19 protein-coding genes are annotated in these 17,839 nt (G+C 63.3%); 13 read left to right on the plus strand and 6 right to left on the minus strand.

All coding sequences use genetic code 11. The annotated features are described in order from the left end of the window. Positions 1–122: 122 nt before the first annotated feature. Genes CAG31_RS19800 through CAG31_RS19815 form a run of 4 tightly spaced genes read left to right on the plus strand, consistent with a single transcriptional unit; the run spans position 123 to position 3,666 of the window. Positions 123–995: a hemin ABC transporter substrate-binding protein gene (locus tag CAG31_RS19800; RefSeq protein WP_085584281.1), complete on the plus strand. Its 873-nt coding sequence runs from the start codon at positions 123–125 to the stop codon at positions 993–995. Positions 996–1,045: 50 nt separating this feature from the next. Beyond that, on the plus strand, positions 1,046–2,029 hold the full coding sequence (locus CAG31_RS19805) for an iron ABC transporter permease (RefSeq protein WP_170930375.1): 984 nt from the start codon (positions 1,046–1,048) through the stop codon (positions 2,027–2,029). Beyond that, a complete protein-coding gene (locus tag CAG31_RS19810; protein WP_085584285.1) occupies positions 2,029–2,796 on the plus strand; it encodes a heme ABC transporter ATP-binding protein in 768 nt (255 codons plus the stop codon). Before CAG31_RS19805 ends, CAG31_RS19810 begins: the two co-directional genes overlap by 1 nt. Before the next feature lie 21 nt (positions 2,797–2,817). Next, positions 2,818–3,666 carry a ChaN family lipoprotein gene (locus tag CAG31_RS19815; protein ID WP_085584287.1) on the plus strand — a complete coding sequence of 283 codons (849 nt, stop codon included), beginning with the start codon at positions 2,818–2,820 and terminating at the stop codon, positions 3,664–3,666. 226 nt (positions 3,667–3,892) lie between these two features. On the opposite strand, the gene CAG31_RS19820 is transcribed toward CAG31_RS19815, so the two are convergent. The 4 genes from CAG31_RS19820 to CAG31_RS19835 all read right to left on the minus strand — a co-directional run bounded on the left by CAG31_RS19820 (position 3,893) and on the right by CAG31_RS19835 (position 7,167). Next, positions 3,893–4,684 carry a Crp/Fnr family transcriptional regulator gene (locus tag CAG31_RS19820; protein WP_085584289.1) on the minus strand — a complete coding sequence of 264 codons (792 nt, stop codon included), beginning with the start codon at positions 4,682–4,684 and terminating at the stop codon, positions 3,893–3,895. 16 nt (positions 4,685–4,700) lie between these two features. Next, the gene (locus tag CAG31_RS19825; protein ID WP_003228231.1) at positions 4,701–4,973 is read right to left on the minus strand and encodes a TfoX/Sxy family protein; all 273 of its coding nucleotides are present in this window, start codon (positions 4,971–4,973) and stop codon (positions 4,701–4,703) included. A gap of 201 nt (positions 4,974–5,174) precedes the next feature. Then, entirely contained in the window at positions 5,175–5,519 is a 345-nt protein-coding gene (locus CAG31_RS19830; RefSeq protein ID WP_085584291.1) for a pentapeptide repeat-containing protein, read from the minus strand. 91 nt (positions 5,520–5,610) lie between these two features. Next, entirely contained in the window at positions 5,611–7,167 is a 1,557-nt protein-coding gene (locus tag CAG31_RS19835; RefSeq protein ID WP_085584293.1) for a bifunctional aminoglycoside phosphotransferase/ATP-binding protein, read from the minus strand. 116 nt (positions 7,168–7,283) lie between these two features. On the opposite strand from CAG31_RS19835, the gene mrcB reads away from it, so the two are divergent. Genes mrcB through CAG31_RS19850 form a run of 3 tightly spaced genes read left to right on the plus strand, consistent with a single transcriptional unit; the run spans position 7,284 to position 10,709 of the window. After that, a complete protein-coding gene (mrcB, locus tag CAG31_RS19840) occupies positions 7,284–9,608 on the plus strand; it encodes a penicillin-binding protein 1B (RefSeq protein WP_085584295.1) in 2,325 nt (774 codons plus the stop codon). Positions 9,609–9,624: 16 nt separating this feature from the next. Then, positions 9,625–10,374, plus strand: coding sequence for a tetratricopeptide repeat protein (locus CAG31_RS19845; RefSeq protein ID WP_085584297.1), 750 nt, complete (start codon positions 9,625–9,627; stop codon positions 10,372–10,374). After that, a complete protein-coding gene (locus tag CAG31_RS19850) occupies positions 10,374–10,709 on the plus strand; it encodes a YqcC family protein (protein WP_085584299.1) in 336 nt (111 codons plus the stop codon). The genes CAG31_RS19845 and CAG31_RS19850 overlap by 1 nt, the downstream gene beginning before the upstream one ends. An 18-nt stretch (positions 10,710–10,727) precedes the next feature. Here CAG31_RS19850 and CAG31_RS19855 read toward each other — a convergent pair whose 3' ends face one another. Continuing rightward, positions 10,728–11,153 carry a DUF4124 domain-containing protein gene (locus tag CAG31_RS19855; RefSeq protein WP_085584301.1) on the minus strand — a complete coding sequence of 142 codons (426 nt, stop codon included), beginning with the start codon at positions 11,151–11,153 and terminating at the stop codon, positions 10,728–10,730. A 401-nt stretch (positions 11,154–11,554) separates the two neighbouring features. On the opposite strand from CAG31_RS19855, the gene CAG31_RS19860 reads away from it, so the two are divergent. The 6 genes from CAG31_RS19860 (at position 11,555) to msrQ (ending at position 17,537) form a co-directional block, all read left to right on the plus strand. Then, on the plus strand, positions 11,555–13,279 hold the full coding sequence (locus CAG31_RS19860) for an acetolactate synthase 3 large subunit (protein ID WP_085584316.1): 1,725 nt from the start codon (positions 11,555–11,557) through the stop codon (positions 13,277–13,279). Positions 13,280–13,281: 2 nt separating this feature from the next. Continuing rightward, the gene (gene ilvN / locus CAG31_RS19865) at positions 13,282–13,773 is read left to right on the plus strand and encodes an acetolactate synthase small subunit (RefSeq protein ID WP_040064172.1); all 492 of its coding nucleotides are present in this window, start codon (positions 13,282–13,284) and stop codon (positions 13,771–13,773) included. 48 nt (positions 13,774–13,821) lie between these two features. Beyond that, positions 13,822–14,838, plus strand: a complete 1,017-nt coding sequence (ilvC, locus tag CAG31_RS19870; protein WP_085584303.1) for a ketol-acid reductoisomerase — start codon at positions 13,822–13,824, stop codon at positions 14,836–14,838. A gap of 147 nt (positions 14,839–14,985) precedes the next feature. Further along, positions 14,986–15,843 carry a CDP-diacylglycerol--serine O-phosphatidyltransferase gene (pssA, locus tag CAG31_RS19875; RefSeq protein ID WP_085584305.1) on the plus strand — a complete coding sequence of 286 codons (858 nt, stop codon included), beginning with the start codon at positions 14,986–14,988 and terminating at the stop codon, positions 15,841–15,843. Between the two features lie 63 nt (positions 15,844–15,906). Continuing rightward, positions 15,907–16,920, plus strand: coding sequence for a protein-methionine-sulfoxide reductase catalytic subunit MsrP (msrP, locus tag CAG31_RS19880; RefSeq protein WP_085584307.1), 1,014 nt, complete (start codon positions 15,907–15,909; stop codon positions 16,918–16,920). Beyond that, positions 16,920–17,537, plus strand: a complete 618-nt coding sequence (gene msrQ, locus CAG31_RS19885; protein WP_085584309.1) for a protein-methionine-sulfoxide reductase heme-binding subunit MsrQ — start codon at positions 16,920–16,922, stop codon at positions 17,535–17,537. The genes msrP and msrQ overlap by 1 nt, the downstream gene beginning before the upstream one ends. 116 nt (positions 17,538–17,653) lie before the next feature. On the opposite strand, the gene CAG31_RS28595 is transcribed toward msrQ, so the two are convergent. Continuing rightward, on the minus strand, positions 17,654–17,839 hold a 186-nt coding region (locus CAG31_RS28595), incomplete at its 5' end, for a hypothetical protein (protein WP_218189827.1).

Raw genomic sequence — 17,839 nt, forward strand, 5'->3', positions numbered from 1 at the left:
TTGACGTTCAAATGCAAACAATTATCAAATGGCCGCCTTCGTCCGCCGCCTGGCGACCCGATGCCGAGGATACTTGTCCTCGCGTCGCGATGCCCGGAAAAACCTGTTCAAGGAAGCTGTTCATGCGCCTGAGTACCCGCATCGCCGTGCTGTGCACCGGACTGTTCGTCAGCCACCTGGCAGGGGCGGCGGACTTGCCGCAACGCTGGGTCAGCGCCGGCGGGGCCTTGTCGGAATGGGTGAGCGCGTTGGGCGGCGAGGCCAAATTGGTGGGCGTCGACACCACCAGCCAGCATCCGGAATCGCTCAAGGCGCTGCCGAGCATCGGCTATCAGCGCAGCCTTTCGGCCGAGGGGATCCTGAGCCTGCGCCCGCAGATTTTGATCGGCACCGAGGAAATGGGCCCGCCGCCGGTGATTTCCCAGGTGCGCAGCTCTGGCGTACAGGTGGAGCTGTTCTCGGCCCAGCCTGACCTGCCGACCCTGGAAAAGAACGTCAACCGTCTGGGGGCGCTGCTGGGGGCCGATGAGCAGGCCGCGCAGCAGCTGCACAATTATCAACAGCAGCTGGATACGCAAAAGCAGCGCGTGGCTCAAGCGCAGGCGAAGCAGAAGGCGCCGGGCGTGCTGCTGATCCTGGGGCATGCCGGCGGCAAACCGCTGATCGCCGGCACCGACACCGCCGCGGACTGGATGATCCGCCAGGCCGGTGGGCGCAACCTGGCGACGCAATCCGGCTACAAGCCTTTTTCCGTGGAGTCGCTGGCGGGCCTGGATCCTGAAGTGCTGGTCTTCGCCGACCGGGCGCTGACCGGCGAGGCGGCGAAGGCGGCCCTGTTCAAGGAAAACCCGATCCTCAACGCCAGCCGTGCGGCCAAGGCCGGGCGGGTGCTGGAGCTGGATCCGACGCTGCTGGTCGGCGGCCTCGGGCCGCGTCTGCCGGCGGCGCTGAAGGCGCTGTCCGACGGTTTCTACCCGGCCAAGGGCGGGCAATGAATCCAGTGGTCAAACCCCGGGGCCTGTTCATCGGCCTGATCCTGTTGTGCCTGTCGGCGACCTGGCTGTCGTTGGCGCTGGGGCCGGTCAGCCTGCCGTTGCTGGATACGCTGCGCGCGGCCTTGCGCATGCTCGGCGTGCCGCTGGCGGCGGACGGGCTGGAGCAGGCCGAACTGATCCTTTGGCAGATCCGTCTGCCGCGCACGCTGCTCGGGCTGGCGGTCGGCGGGGTGCTGGCGCTGTCCGGCGTGGCGATGCAGGGGTTGTTCCGCAATCCGTTGGCCGACCCGGGGCTGGTCGGTGTGTCCAGCGGCGCGGCGTTGGGGGCGGCGGTGGCGATTGTCGGCGGTTCGCTGTTCGGTGGGCTGCCGGAGTGGTTCGGCCCCTATTTGTTGTCGGCGTGCGCGTTTCTCGGCGGCCTCGGGGTGACGGCGCTGGTGTACCGGTTGGGCCGGCGCAACGGGCAGACCAATGTCGCCACCATGCTGTTGGCGGGGATCGCCCTGACCGCGCTGGCCAGCTCGGCCGTCGGCCTGTTCACTTACCTGGCGGATGACGCGACCCTGCGCACCCTGACGTTCTGGAACCTGGGCAGCCTCAACGGCGCCAGTTACGCACGCTTGTGGCCGCTGCTGATCATCAGCGCCGGGGTGGCCTTGTGGCTGCCGCGCCGGGCACGGGCGCTGAATGCGCTGTTGCTGGGGGAGTCCGAGGCCGGGCATCTTGGCATCGATGTCGAACGGCTCAAGCGCGAACTGGTGTTCTGCACGGCCCTCGGCGTCGGCGCGGCCGTGGCGGCGGCGGGAATGATCGGTTTCGTCGGCCTGGTGGTGCCGCATCTGGTGCGGCTGCTGGCCGGGCCCGATCACCGGGTGCTGTTGCCGGCGTCGGTGCTGGCCGGGGCGAGCCTGCTGTTGCTGGCGGATCTGGTGGCGCGGCTGGCGCTGGCGCCGGCGGAACTGCCGATCGGCATCGTGACGGCGTTCATCGGGGCGCCGTTCTTCCTTTATCTGCTGCTGCGAGGGCGGGCCTGATGTTGCGCGCAGACAATCTGCACATCCGCCGCGGCCGCAAGACGGTGCTGGCCGGGGTCAGCCTGCAGCTTGCGCCGGGCGAGGTGCTGGGGGTGCTGGGCCCGAACGGCGCGGGCAAGAGCACGTTGCTCGGCGCCTTGTGCGGCGAGCTGGCGCCGGACGACGGTGACGTCCTGCTTGAGGGCGTGGCATTGGCGCAGTGGCGCGGCAGCCGACGCGCCCAGCGGCTGGCGGTGCTGCCGCAGGTGTCCACCCTGGAGTTCGCTTTCCGCGTCGAGGAAGTGGTCGGGATGGGGCGCTTGCCGCATCAGGCCGGACGGGTGCGCGACGATGAAATCATCATCGAGGCGTTACAGGCGGCGGATGCGGCGCACTTGAGCGGACGCAGCTATCTGGCGCTGTCCGGCGGCGAACGCCAGCGTGTGCACCTGGCGCGGGTGCTGGCGCAGTTGTGGCCGGGGCAGGCCGGGCAGATCCTGCTGCTGGACGAGCCGACGTCGATGCTCGATCCGCTGCATCAGCACACCACGCTGCAGGCCGTGCGGGCGTTTGCCGACCGCGGCGCGGCGGTGATGGTGATCCTGCATGATCTGAATCTGGCGGCGCGCTATTGTGATCGCATCCTGCTGCTCGAAAGCGGACGGCCCGTGGCGCTGGGCACGCCGCAGCAGGTGTTGCGGCCGGACTCGCTCAAGGCGGTGTTCGGCCTGGAGGTGCTGGTGCAACCGCATCCGGAGCGCGGACACCCGCTGATCATCGCCCGCTGAACGGATCTACGAGGTGCAGGCATGCGCGCAATCCTGTTGTTGGCGATCTTGTTGCTCGGCGGCTGTCAGGCTGTGGCACCGCCTCCGGTCACGGGCGAAATCCGGGACCTGCGTAGCGGTGAGGCGCTGACGCCCCGGCAACTGCTGGCACGCCTGGGCGAGCCGCAGCGGGTGATCGTCGGCGAGCAGCACGACAATGCCGACCACCATGGCCTGCAGCTGTGGCTGCTGCAGAACCTGGAAAAGGAACGCCCCCAAGGCAGCCTGCTGTTGGAAATGCTGGTGCCCGAGCAACAGGCGCGGGTCGATGATGTGCGCAGGTCCGCTGCGCCTCCCGCAGACCTTGCCCAAGCCTTGGCCTGGCAGGATGGATGGGACTGGAGCCTGTACGGGCCGATCGTCCGGTTTGCCCTCGCTCAGCCTTATCCGCTGCTGGCGGCCAATCTCGATGCCGCCGACGTTCGGGCGTTCTACCGCGAGTCTCCGGCGTTGAGCGGAACCCGCAGCAACGCTGCACCGGTCAAGAAGCAATTGCTGGAGCAGATTGCCGATTCTCACTGCGGCTTGCTGCCGGCCTCGCAAATGCCGGCGATGCTGGCGGTTCAGCAACAGCGGGATCGGCGCATGGCCTCGCGCTTGTTGGCGGCGCCTGCGCCCGCGATGCTGTTCGCCGGAGCCTTTCATGCGCGCAAGGATGTCGGCGTGCCGCTGCATGCGCTGGATCTTGGCGCAGAGGAAGCGCCGACGGTGCTGCTGCTGGCGGAACAGGGCAGTGAAGTGTCGGCGAGCATGGCCGACTATGTCTGGTTCACGCCTGCCCGACCGCCGCAGGATTACTGTGCCGAGATGCGAAAGCAGTTCGGCAAATGACTTTTCCCCAGGCAAAAAAAGACCCGGTAAAAACCGGGTCAAATAACCGTGATTAGCCTGATGAGGAGATAATCTGAGAGTCCGAACCAAGGGCCTTTCAGAATATCGACCGGTCTCGCGACCAGTCGTGATAATCATAGCGATTCTCATTACCAAGTCAACAACCCTTTCCGATTTCTTTTCCCTTGTCTGGAAAAAGGCCAAAAAGCCCCGGAAACAAGGGACGTCAATGCTGGGCGTGAAACGCGGCAAGCTGGCGGTTGAGCTGGTCGATGCGCCGCGCCATGCTTTCGATCAGGCTGTGGGCGATTTTAGGGTTGGTGCGCGTCATGCTGAGAAACTGATCGCCGGGAATCAGCATCACGGTGCTCGGCTCGCTGGCGATCACCGTAGCGTTGCGCGGTTCGCCGGTGAACGCCGCCATGGCTCCGAAGATCTCGTCCCTGGGCACATCGCCCACCTTGTGTCCGTCGACAAACGCTTCGGCATGCCCTTCGATGATCACGAACACATGGTCGGAGGTGTCGCCCTGCTGAATCAGCACTTCACCTGTAGGAACCCGTTTGAACCCGTTGGTGCTGCGGAACTCGCGGGGCTTAAGCTCGGCGACGGCATGGGCGAGCAGGGCGGTCTGGCCGAGCAGGTAGCGCAGGAACAGGTCGCCGTTCGCGGGCGTCGAGTACACATGCTGGAACACATCGTTTCGCCGATACGGCAACAGGCTCAGTGGGCCGTCTGCGCACAGCCGCAGATCCGTCCACTCCGGCCCTTGCTGCAGGCCGATCAGGTCGCCCTCGTGCCAATAGAACAAGGTCCGGGCGGCGAGGCTGCCGTTGACCACGCCTTGGCTGAGCACAAACAGCCGGTCGCCGGGCAACTGCGCCATCAGGTCGTCCGCCGACTCCAGCTCCAGCGGCGGCCCGCAAGGCGCAAGCCCCGCCAGGCATTGCATCGGCAGGTCCTGCAGGCGACTGGTCAACGCATCGGCATAGGCCGACTGATCCCCGAGCAAGTACATGGCGGCGAGTGCCCGTTCAATTCTTGTGGCGGGAGGAAATGGCTTCGAGCTGCTTGTTCAGAGCGTCCTTGCGCTCGGCGGGGATGTCGTTCCAGTGCACGTCCATCAACGCCCCTTCAATCGCGTACAGCAACACCTTCGACGCCCGGAACCCTCGGGTCCGCACGGCACGGTAAGCGTCCACCGCGCCCAGGCGGCGCAGATCCGAAGCGCTGTGGATGCCCACGGCATGCAGCCATTGCGCCGACGTCTTGCCGAGATTCTTCAGGTGTTGCAGTTCATCATTCATCAAGCCTCCTTGCGACGGCCGAATGGTGCGTGGGCGATCTTCTCAGGAGTGTAGCCATCAGCAGGAAAAGCGTGGTTCGTTGGTCGGATTGGACGCAAACGCTTCTAAGGGGCGGCCGATTGCTCAGCAGCAGTGGTGGGGCGTGGGAAGGAACAGGCGGCATGCCGTCCAGCGCAGGGGCGCTGGACGGCTCGGGCGGCTTCAGCGGGTGCGGTAGCGCAGCCGGGTGCCGAAATTCATCGACATCAGAATCTCGTCGGCGCTCAGCTCAGGCGGAAAGTACGCGCCGGAGATCTGCGCGTGGGCCAGGCTGGCGCCTTCCAGCGAGGCTTGGCGAAAGTCGATGCCGCGAAGGTCGGCGGAGCGGAAATAGGCGTCGGTGAAATCAACGCCGTCAGCGTTCAGTTCACGCAGGTCGAGGCCGCGGAAATCGCCGCCCACCATATCGATCGGCCCGTCCTTGGGTCGCTCCTTGTTGAAGCCTGCGATGTCATCCTTGTGCAGCAAGGCGTACAGCGGGGTGTCGAGTAGTTTCGGCTGGCTCATGTCAATTCACCTGTTGGTTTTATGACGCCAGTATAATGCCACTATTTGACGGCCGTGAAGCAAGCGGGGGCTTCACGGCCGAAATAGTCCCTTACAGGCCTGGCAGACGCTGACGGATCTGTGCCACGACGGTGTCCAGCGTGCCGGATTCATTGGTCTGCACGCGCTTGCTGCGCAGGATCTCTTCCGGGGTCAGGGCTTCGCGGTTGGCCTGTTGCGCCTCGATGACGGCCAGGGTCGCGTCGGACGGATCTTTTTTGTCCGCCTGACGAATCGCCAACCAGCTTTCGATCACGGCTTGCGGCGCGTTGCAGTCCAAGATCAGGAACGGCGTGCCGGTGGCCTCGGCGACGGCCGCCGCGCTGTCGCGCTGGCCGCGCTTGAGGTAGGTCGCATCGATCACCACCGGGAAGCCTGCACGCAGGATCACCGCCGCCACTTCATGCAGACGGTCGTAGGTGGCGACGCTGGCTTCAGGGCTGTAGATGCCGGCCTGGACGTCATTGGCGACGGTCTGCTCGCCGAACAGGCGCTTGCGCTCCACGTCGGAACGCAGGCGGACGGCGCCCAACGCTTCCACGAGGCGCATGGCCACGTGGCTCTTGCCCACCGCCGATACGCCGTGGGTGATCGCCATGAAGCGCGAAGGGATGGTGCTGTAGCTTTCCGCCAGGTTGGCGTAGTTGCGGTACTGGCGCAGGGTGGTGGCGCGCTGCACCGGCGTGGCGTCGGCCGGCATGCTGAACAGCGACACCTTGGCGCGCACCAGGGCGCGATAGGCCTTGTAGAAGTTCAGGACTTCCAGGCCCTGGTAGTCGCCGGTCAGTTCCAGGTACTGGCTGATGAAGCGGCGGGCCAGGGATTTCAGGCCTCGGTCTTCCAGGTCCATCGCCAGGAAACCGATGTCGGCGTAGACGTCGGTGAAACGGAACGGTTCGTTGAACTCGATGCAGTCGAAGATCACGACCTTGCCGTCGATCACGGTGGCGTTGCCCAGGTGGATGTCACCGTGGCATTCGCGGGTGAAGCCCTCGGCCTTGCGTTGGGCGAACAGCGGCTTGAGGCGATCGAAGCTGGCTTCGGCCCAGGCCTCGAGGGCTTCGAGTTGCAGCAGGTCGTTCTTGTCGCTGAGGAACGGACGGATCTGCTCGAAGTTCTGGCGAACCGGCGCCATCACGCTGTCCGGCGTGCCGGCGTCGTGTTCGGCCGGCACCTTCGGCGCATTGAGGTGGAAACGGGCGATCTGCTCGGCCATCTCGTCGATGTGGGCAGTGGTCAGCTCGCCGTTGGCCTGCAGGGTGCTGAGCAGCCCGGTCTGCGGGAACTGGCGCATCTTCAGCACGTATTCGATGGCCGGGCCGTCGCCGCCCAGTTGCGGGTTCTCGGCGGTGCCGGTGACCGGCAGGACCTCCAGGTAAAGGTCGTCGGTCAGGCGCTGGTTCAGCCGCAGCTCTTCGCCGCAGAAATGCGCGCGGGACTCGAGGCCGGTGAAGTCGAGGAAGCCGAAGTTCACCGGCTTCTTCACTTTATAGGCGAACTGACCGGTGAGCAGCACCCACGAGATGTGGGTTTCGATGACCTGGAACCCTTCGACGGGGTGCGGGTAGAGGGCCGGGTTTTGCAGGGCAGCGATCAGGGACTGGCTCACAGGTGATCCTTCAGTGTCTGGGGGATTCGAGGCGCTCATTATGGCCGCTCGCCCGCCCGACGCAAACCTCGGAGCGCTCCTGTTGAGTATGAATAAAGTGCGTATAATCCGCCGCCATGACACGTACCCGATCCCCCCGCACACCGAAAAAACCACCCTCCCGGGGCCTGCGCCCATGGCTGGGCTGGGCCCTTAAACTCAGCCTGGTCGGCCTTGTGGTGCTGGCCGGCTTCGCCGTGTACCTCGATGCCGTGGTGCAGGAGAAATTCTCCGGCAAGCGCTGGACGATCCCGGCCAAGGTGTACGCGCGGCCGCTTGAGCTGTTCGTCGGACAAAAGCTGAGCAAGGACGATTTCCTCACCGAACTCGATGCCCTCGGCTACCGCCGCGAAAGCGTCAGCAACGGCCCCGGCGCGGCATCGGTCAACGGCAACACCGTCGACCTGAACACCCGTGGCTTCCAGTTCTATGAAGGGCTGGAAAAACCGCAGCCGGTGCGCGTGCGGTTCTCCGGCGACTACGTGGCCGAGCTCTCGGCGACCAACGGCTCGAAACTGTCCGTGGTGCGCCTGGAGCCGCTGCTGATCGGCGGGATCTACCCGAAAAACCTCGAAGACCGGATCCTGATCAAACTCGACCAGGTGCCGCCGTACCTGCTGGAAACCCTGGTGGCCGTGGAAGACCGGGATTTCTACAGCCACTGGGGCGTGTCGCCGAAGTCGATCGCCCGGGCGGTGTGGGTGAACACCTCCGGCGGCAAGATGACCCAGGGCGGCAGTACGCTGACCCAGCAGTTGGTGAAGAACTTCTACCTGACCAACGAACGCAGCCTGACCCGCAAGCTCACCGAAGCCATGATGGCGATGCTGCTGGAGCTGCATTACGACAAGAAGGAAATCCTTGAGGCGTACCTCAACGAAGTGTTCGTGGGCCAGGACGGTCAGCGTGCGGTGCACGGTTTCGGTCTGGCCAGCCAGTTCTTCTTCGGCCAGCCGCTGTCCGAGCTGAAGCTGCATCAGGTCGCGCTGCTGGTGGGCATGGTCAAGGGGCCGTCCTACTACAACCCGCGCCGCAACCCGGAGCGGGCGCTGGAGCGACGCAACCTGGTGCTCGACGTGCTTGAGCAGCAGGGCGTCGCGACCGCCGAACAGGTGGAGGCGGCGAAGAAGATGCCGCTGGGCGTGACCACCCGCGGCAAGCTGGCCGACAGCTCGTTCCCGGGCTTCATCGATCTGGTCAAGCGCCAGTTGCGTGAAGACTACCGCGACGAAGACTTGACCGAAGAGGGCCTGCGGATTTTCACCAGCTTCGATCCGATCCTGCAGATGAAGGCCGAAGCGTCGGTCAACGACACCTTCAAGCGCCTGTCCGGCCGCAAAGGCGCCGACGACGTGGAAGCGGCAATGGTCGTGACCAACCCGGAAACGGGCGAGGTCCAGGCCATGATCGGCAGCCGTCAGGCCAGCTTCGCCGGCTTCAACCGGGCACTGGATGCGGTGCGGCCGATCGGCTCGCTGATCAAGCCGGCGGTGTACCTGACCGCGCTGGAGAAGCCGAGCCAGTACACGCTGACCAGTTGGCTGTCGGACGAATCCTTCTCGGTGAAGGGCGCGGACGGGCAGGTCTGGAAACCGCAGAACTATGACCGCCGCTCCCACGGCACCGTGTTCCTTTATCAGGGACTGGCGCATTCCTACAACTTGTCCACAGCCCGTCTGGGGCTCGCCATCGGTGTGCCCAACGTGCTCAAGACCTTGGGACGCCTGGGCGTTACCCGCGACTTCCCGGCCTTCCCATCGATGCTGCTGGGGGCAGGCGGCATGACCCCGATGGAAGTGGCGACCATGTACCAGACCCTGGCCAACGGCGGCTTCAACACGCCGATGCGCGGGATCCGCAGCGTGCTGACCGCCGAGGGCGAACCGCTCAAGCGCTATCCGTTCCAGATCGAACAGCGCTTCGATCCGGCCTCGATCTACCTGATCCAGAACGCCATGCAGCGAGTCATGCGTGAAGGCACCGGCAGTTCGGTTTATAACGTGTTGCCCAAGACCCTGACGCTGGCCGGCAAGACCGGCACCAGCAACGACTCGCGCGACAGCTGGTTCGCCGGGTTCAGCCAGGACCTGCTGGCGGTGGTGTGGCTGGGCCGCGACGACAACGGCAAGACGCCGTTCACCGGCGCCACCGGCGCGCTGCAGGTCTGGACCAGTTTCATGCGCAAGGCCGATCCGCTGCCGCTGGACATGCCGCAACCGGACAACGTGGTGCAGGCCTGGGTCGATGCGCGCACCGGCCAGGGTTCCGACGCCAATTGCCCGGGTGCGGTGCAGATGCCGTATATTCGCGGCAGCGAGCCTCCGCCCGGCGCTGCGTGTGCGGGCGAAAACCCCACACCTGCCGAGTCGGTGATGGATTGGGTCAAGGGCTGGATGAATTAAGCAAAGAGGGATTCAAGTGAACAAGTGGTTGATTCCGGCGGTGACCGCCGTGGCGCTGCTCAGCGGCTGCTCTACCGTGCAGCGTGGTTCGATTCCGGTTGTGGATTCCGGCACCGCCGTGTCCAACAGCGAGCGCATTTCGGCCAATGGCGGGTTCCGGCAGACGACCGTGAAGCGGCCGGCGCAGAGCCAGGCCCAGGCCATTCCCCAAGGCGACACCGGCGTGGTGGTGATGGTGCCGGGCGGCGCGGCGACCTCGACGCCGATCAGCACCTCGCCGATCGTTCCGGGCCCGGCGTCCGGCGGCATCACCCCGGGGCCGTACAACGCTGCGCCGGTGGAATCCGCACCGATCGGCTCCGGCAGCTACAGCATGCCTTCGGCACCGAGCGGCATCCCGTCGGCCAGCGGCAGCGGCGGCGGTCTGTCCGCCGACGAGCAACTGGACGGCCCGGTGCTCGCGCTGTTGACCACCGCCCAACAGCAACAGGCCGGCGGCGACCTCAACGGCGCCTCGTCCAGCCTGGAGCGTGCCCAGCGTGTGGCCCCGCGTGAGCCGCAAGTGCTGTACCGCCTGGCCCAGGTGCGCATGGCCCAAGGCGATGCGCCGCAGGCCGAGCAGTTCGCCCGCCGTGCCCTGACGATGGCCAACGGTCGTCCGGACCTGCAGGCCAGCCTGTGGGAGCTGATCGCCCAGGCCCGCGAGAAGCAGGGCGATGCCTCCGGCGCCGCGCTGGCCCGTCAGAAAGCCCGGGTCTCGCTGTGATGGACGTGCGTTTTCCGAAAGTCGCCGATCAGTTGCTGCTGATCGAGCGTGAACTGCGCGCCCAGGGCTGGTGGGACGACGTGCCGCCGTCCGCCGAGGCCCTGAACAGCGTCGAGCCCTTCGCCGTCGATACCCTCGAGTTCGAGCAGTGGCTGCAATGGATCTTCCTGCCGAAGATGAAGATCATCCTTGAGCAGGATCTGCCGCTGCCCAACGCGTCGGGCATCCAGGAAATGGCCGAGATGGTCTTCGCCCAGCGCAACGTGCAGGGCAAGGACCGTCAACTGCAGGTGCTGCTCAAAGAGTTCGACCTGCTGATCACCGCATCGCGTTGAGCCGGAAACTGCCGGTGGCTACTGGCAGTTTTCGTTTATCTGCTTGTGCGTTTCGGCGATTCGCTCCTGACGCTGCTCTTCGTTGAGCCGTCGCACCTTTCCCTCCACTTCTTCCCTCAGGCGCGGATTGTTCTGCAACTGCGCAAGATTGGTGCGCGCCTGGTCGCAAAACGCCGTCAGCTGCGCTTGCTGTTCGGCGACTTGCCGCTTGACCTTTTCGTCGATGGCTTTCTGGTCGCCGAGTGCGCCGCTGCCCGGCATTGCCGATGGCTTGGACGCAGAGGGGAGGGGCGGGGCAGAGGGCTGCACGGTGATGGCGGGCTGTCCCGGCGGCGGTTGCGCGTCGAAATGCGTGACCCCTTGGGCGTCCACCCAAGTGTAGATCTGACCGGCCATGCACCACGGGCTAAGGCCGATCAGCAGACTGGCGATAAGCGTTCGCATGCTGATTCCTTGGTAAAACTGCGCAATCGGAGCTAACAGAGTAGCTCTTTACAGGTTTTTTCTTGCGTTCTCATGTATTTACCCACAATTAAGCCCATAGACGGCTTGACTTGCAGAGGGCGAAACAGAAGAATCCAAAGTCCGCTGTAGAGGGACTGCCAGAAGCAGACCCGCTCGGCAGATCATGAGGCGCCTATCCGCGTCGACCTGTTACACCCGCAACGCGTTACCTCGCGCTGGGTGGGAAAGGCCCGCAACACTTGGGACGATCCCAATACTTGCTCAGTCAGTGCTGACGTAGTCGGCGACCACCGTCGCTCATGCTCTGCCGAGAAGTAAACCTATTAAGACCCGTTCCGCTATTTCGTGGACGGTATTCTGGCGTTTTAGAGGTGAACAACGTGGAGCTTTTATCTGGCGGTGAGATGCTCGTCCGCTTCTTGCGTGACGAAGGCGTCAAATATATCTACGGGTACCCGGGTGGTGCTCTCCTTCATGTCTACGATGCCCTGTTCAAAGAACCGGAAGTGACTCACATCCTGGTTCGTCACGAACAAGCGGCTACCCATATGGCTGACGGCTATGCCCGTGCCACCGGCAAGGCCGGCGTGGTGCTGGTGACGTCCGGTCCTGGCGCCACAAACGCCATCACCGGTATCGCGACCGCCTATATGGACTCCATTCCGATGGTGATCATTTCCGGTCAGGTGCCGAGCACCATGGTCGGCACCGATGCGTTCCAGGAAACCGACATGATCGGCATCTCCCGGCCGATCGTGAAGCACAGCTTCATGATCAAGCACGCTTCGGAAATCCCGGAAGTCATGAAGAAGGCCTTCTACCTGGCGCAATCCGGTCGTCCGGGCCCGGTCGTTGTCGATGTCCCGAAAGACATGACCAACCCGGCCGAGAAGTTCGAATACGTCTTCCCGAAAAAAGCCAAGCTGCGTTCCTACAGCCCGGCCGTCCGCGGCCACTCCGGGCAAATCCGCAAGGCAGCGGAAATGCTCCTGGCGGCCAAGCGTCCCGTCCTCTATTCGGGCGGCGGCGTGATCCTCGGCAACGGCTCCGCGCCGCTGACCGAACTGGCCAAGATGCTCAACCTGCCGGTGACCAACACCCTGATGGGCCTGGGCGGTTTCCCCGGCACCGACCGTCAGTTCATCGGCATGCTCGGCATGCACGGCAGCTACACCGCCAACCTGGCGATGCACCATGCCGATGTGATCCTGGCCGTCGGCGCTCGCTTCGACGACCGGGTGATCAACGGCGCGCCGAAGTTCTGCCCGAACGCCAAGATCATTCACGTCGACATCGACCCGGCGTCGATCTCCAAGACCATCAAGGCCGACGTACCGATCGTGGGTCCCGTCGAGAGCGTCATGACCGAAATGGTCGCGATCCTCAAGGAAATCGGCGAGACCCCGAACAAGGACGCCGTGACCAGCTGGTGGAAGCAAATCGACGAATGGCGCGGTGACCGCGGCCTGTTCCCTTACGACAAGGGCGACGGCAGCAAGATCAAGCCGCAGACCGTGATCGAGACCCTGTGCGAAGTGACCAAGGGCGATGCCTTTGTGACCTCCGACGTGGGCCAGCACCAGATGTTCGCTGCACAGTACTACAAGTTCAACAAGCCCAACCGTTGGATCAACTCCGGTGGCCTGGGCACCATGGGCTTCGGTTTCCCGGCGGCCATGGGCGTGAAGCTGAGCTTCCCGGATTCGGACGTCGCGTGCGTGACGGGCGAGGGCAGCATCCAGATGAACATCCAGGAACTGTCGACCTGCATGCAGTACGGTCTGCCGGTGAAGATCGTCAACCTGAACAACGGCGTGCTGGGCATGGTTCGCCAGTGGCAGGACATGAGCTACGGCAGCCGCCACTCGCACTCCTACATGGAATCGCTGCCTGACTTCGTCAAGCTGGCCGAGGCCTATGGTCACGTGGGCATCCGCATCACCGACCTGAAGGACCTGAAGCCGAAGATGGAAGAGGCGTTCGCCATGAAGGATCGCCTGGTGTTCCTCGACATCCAGGTCGACACCAGCGAGCACGTCTACCCGATGCAGATCAAAGACGGCTCCATGCGCGATATGTGGCTGAGCAAGACGGAGCGTACCTAATCATGCGGCACATCATTTCCTTGCTTCTGGAAAACGAACCCGGCGCCTTGTCGCGTGTGGTCGGCCTGTTCTCGCAGCGCAACTACAACATCGAAAGCCTGACCGTGGCGCCGACCGAGGACCCGACCCTGTCGCGTCTGACGCTGACCACCGTCGGTCACGATGAAATCATCGAGCAGATCACCAAGAACCTGAACAAGCTGGTCGAGGTGGTCAAGCTGGTGGATCTGTCGGAGAGCGCTCACATCGAGCGCGAACTGATGCTGGTCAAGGTCAAGGCCACCGGCGCCCAGCGCGCCGAGATCAAACGCACCACCGATATCTATCGTGGGCAGATCGTCGATGTCAGCGCCAGCGTCTATACCGTTCAACTGACCGGTACCAGCGACAAGCTCGACAGCTTCATCCAGTCGATCGGCACTGCCTCGATTCTGGAAACCGTACGCAGCGGCGTCACCGGGATTGCCCGCGGCGACAAAGTGCTCAGCATCTAAAACAATTTGGCGAACGGCCTGAACGGCCTGGATATATAGGGGAATTTCATGAAAGTTTTCTACGATAAAGACTGTGACCTGTCGATCATCCAGGGCAAGAAAGTTGCCATCATCGGTTACGGTTCCCAAGGTCACGCCCAGGCGTGCAACCTGAAGGACTCGGGCGTCGACGTCACCGTCGGCCTGCGCAAAGGTTCCTCCACCGTCGCCAAGGCCGAGGCCCATGGCCTGAAAGTCACCGACGTGGCCACCGCTGTCGCCGGCGCCGACCTGGTCATGATCCTGACCCCGGACGAGTTCCAGTCCCAGCTGTACAAGAACGAAATCGAGCCGAACATCAAGAAGGGCGCCACCCTGGCCTTCTCCCACGGCTTCGCGATCCACTACAACCAGGTCGTTCCGCGTGCCGACCTCGACGTGATCATGATCGCGCCGAAAGCGCCGGGCCACACCGTGCGTTCCGAGTTCGTCAAAGGCGGCGGCATCCCTGACCTGATCGCCGTCTACCAGGACGCTTCGGGCAACGCCAAGAACGTTGCGCTGTCCTACGCGGCAGGCGTCGGCGGCGGCCGTACCGGCATCATCGAAACCACCTTCAAGGACGAGACCGAAACCGACCTGTTCGGCGAACAAGCCGTTCTGTGCGGCGGTACCGTCGAGCTGGTGAAAGCCGGTTTCGAAACCCTGGTCGAAGCAGGCTACGCGCCTGAAATGGCCTACTTCGAGTGCCTGCACGAACTGAAGCTGATCGTTGACCTCATGTACGAAGGCGGCATCGCCAACATGAACTACTCGATCTCCAACAACGCCGAGTACGGCGAGTACGTGACCGGCCCGGAAGTGATCAACGCCGAATCCCGTCAGGCCATGCGCAATGCCCTGAAACGCATTCAGGACGGCGAGTACGCCAAAATGTTCATCAACGAAGGCGCGACCGGCTACCCTTCGATGACCGCCAAGCGTCGCAACAACGCCGCTCACGGCATCGAAATCATCGGCGAGCAACTGCGCTCGATGATGCCGTGGATCGGTGCCAACAAGATCGTCGACAAAGCCAAGAACTAAGTCCTCGACCCGTGTGCGAAAAACGCGGCCTCGGCCGCGTTTTTTCGTTTGAGCCCGACGCTTCTGGTATAAAGCTGCATCGTTTGCGGCCGAACCGTCGTCCCAGACACCTGTCGAAACTGTCCAATCCGTTGCAAGGTAATGTCCATGAGCGAACGTCCTGAAGAGCCGAACCAGGCTTCCGACGCCGAAAGCCTGCTGCCCGTCGACGAGCACGTCGAAGAGGGCCATGACGCCGAAGGCCGTAAAGTCCGGCATCGTGGTATCTATCTTCTGCCGAACCTGTTCACCACCGCGAACCTGTTCGCAGGGTTCTATTCCATCATCAACTCCATGAGCGCCCAGGCCGCATTGAGCGCGGGGGATGCGGCCAATGCGAGCAAGTACTTCGCCTTCGCCGCCATCGCGATCTTCGTCGCCATGGTGCTCGACGGCCTCGACGGCCGCGTCGCGCGGATGACCAACACCCAGAGCGCGTTCGGCGCCGAGTACGACTCGCTGTCCGATATGGTTGCCTTCGGCGTGGCCCCGGCGTTGCTGGCGTTCGGTTGGGCGCTGGGCGACATGGGCAAGGTCGGCTGGATGGTCGCCTTCATTTATGTGGCCGGTGCGGCGCTGCGTCTGGCGCGCTTCAACACTCAGGTCGGCACGGCGGACAAGCGTTACTTCATCGGCTTGGCCAGCCCTGCTGCCGCCGGCGTGGTGGCGGGCATCGTCTGGGCGTTCAGCGATTACGGGATCCAGGGTTCGAAGATGTCGTTCCTGGTTGCCCTGATGGTCGCCGCTGCGGGCATGCTGATGGTCAGCAACATCAAGTACAACAGCTTCAAGGAACTAGACCTCAAAGGCCGCGTGCCTTTCGTGGCGATCCTCGCGGTGGTGCTGGTCTTTGCCGTGGTGTTCAGCGATCCGCCGCGCATCCTGCTGCTGGTTTTCCTTGCCTATGCGGCGTCCGGCCCGGTGCAGTACCTGTTGCATCTTCGTCGCCACAAAAACGCCGAGTGATGTAATTTCCCTCATACTCCGCAGTCTACGGGTGCATCTGTCCTCCAAAACTGCGGAGTTGTCATGCTGATCAAAGTCCCCAAGGCGTCCGGTTGCACTGAGTCGGACGTCACGCCCGAATCCATCTACCTGTCCCGTCGGCAACTGCTTGGCGCAACGGCCGCCGGCCTGGCCATGACCGGCCTGCCGCGCTGGGCCGGTGCCGAAGAGACTGCGCGTTACGCCGATGTCGATCCCGGAAAGGCACCTACTTGGTTTGCCGAAAAACTGCCCTCCACCCAATGGGGAGCGGTCAGCGCCAAGGACGAGGCCATCACGCCGTTCAAGGACGCGACCCATTACAACAACTTCTATGAGTTCGGCACCGACAAGGGTGACCCGGCAGCCAACGCCGGCTCCCTGAAGACCGAACCCTGGAGCGTGGTGGTGGACGGCGAGGTGGGTAAGCCGGGGCGTTATGCGCTGGAAGACTTCATGAAGCCCTACCGATTGGAGGAGCGGATCTATCGTTTGCGCTGCGTCGAGGCGTGGTCGATGGTCATTCCCTGGATCGGCTTTCCTCTGTCGGCGCTGCTCAAGCAGGTCGAGCCGACCTCCAACGCCAAATTCATCCGTTTCGAAACCCTGCAGGATCCCAAGATCATGCCGGGGCAGCGATCCGGGTTCGCCCTGATCGATTGGCCCTATGTAGAGGGTTTGCGTCTGGATGAGGCAATGCATCCGTTGGCGATTCTGGCGGTCGGCATGTATGGCCGAGAACTGCCGAATCAGAATGGTGCGCCCCTGCGTCTGGTGGTGCCTTGGAAGTACGGCTTCAAGAGCGTGAAGTCGATCGTGCGGATCAGTCTGGTGAGTGAGCAGCCGAAGACCACCTGGCAAAGCATCGCAGCGAATGAATACGGCTTTTACGCGAACGTGAACCCGACGGTCGACCACCCGAGGTGGACGCAGGCGCGGGAGCGGCGTCTGCCGAACAGCCTGTTCAAGCCCAACGTGCGTGATACGCAGATGTTCAACGGCTACGCGGAAGAGGTTGCTTCTCTTTATGCCGGGCTCGATCTGCGGAAGAACTACTGATGCGGCATACCTTTTGGCGTATGGGTGTTTTTGTCGCCGCGGCGATCTGGCCGCTGCTGTGGTTCTACCAGGCCTTTTCGGATCTGCTCGGGCCGGATCCAGGCAAAGTGCTGGTCGATCGGTTAGGGCTAGGCGCGCTGGTGCTGCTGCTGGTCACCTTGAGCATGACGCCGGCACAGAAGCTGACCGGGTGGGCGGGATGGATTGCCGTCCGCAGGCAGCTGGGCCTTTGGTGCTTCGCCTATGTGGTTGTGCATTTGTTCAGCTATATGGCGTTCATCCTGGGGTTCGACTGGTCGCAGCTGGGGGTTGAGTTGCGCAAGCGTCCGTACGTCATCGTCGGAGCGCTGGCATTCCTGGGATTGCTGGCGCTAGCCGTCACCTCCAACCGTTACAGTCAGCGTCGGCTGGGTGTCCGTTGGAAGAAGCTGCATCGGTTGGTTTATCCGATCCTCGGGCTTGGGTTGCTGCATATGCTTTGGATCGTACGGGCGGACCTCAAGGAGTGGGCAGTCTATGCCTTTATAGGTGCCTCTCTATTGGTGCTGCGGATCCCTCCTGTGACGCGTCGGATCCCGCGGTTGATGGGGAAAAAGCGGATTCTGCAAGAAAAGTGAAATTAACGGTTGACGGTAGATTTCAGTTCTCTATAATTCGCCCCACTTCCGGCGCAGTCGAAACGGAAAACTCCTTGAGATTCAACGAGTTACGAAGTTTTCGGCAGCGGATCGCTTCAGTTCAGCGAAGCCTGGAGGGAGTCGAAGAGGGTGGTGATGTTTGGCCCTTTCGGCGTTTCGATCCTCCCGGTCGAAAGCGGAGAAAAAGAGGTGTTGACAGCAGCGTGCAACGCTGTAGAATTCGCCTCCCGCTGACGAGAGATCGAAAGCGCAAGTGGTTGAAGTTGAAAAAGAAATTTTGA

It is taken from the genome of Pseudomonas sp. R25(2017) (genome assembly GCF_002112565.1).
In the GTDB taxonomy this organism is placed as follows: Bacteria; Pseudomonadota; Gammaproteobacteria; order Pseudomonadales; family Pseudomonadaceae; genus Aquipseudomonas; species Aquipseudomonas ekonensis.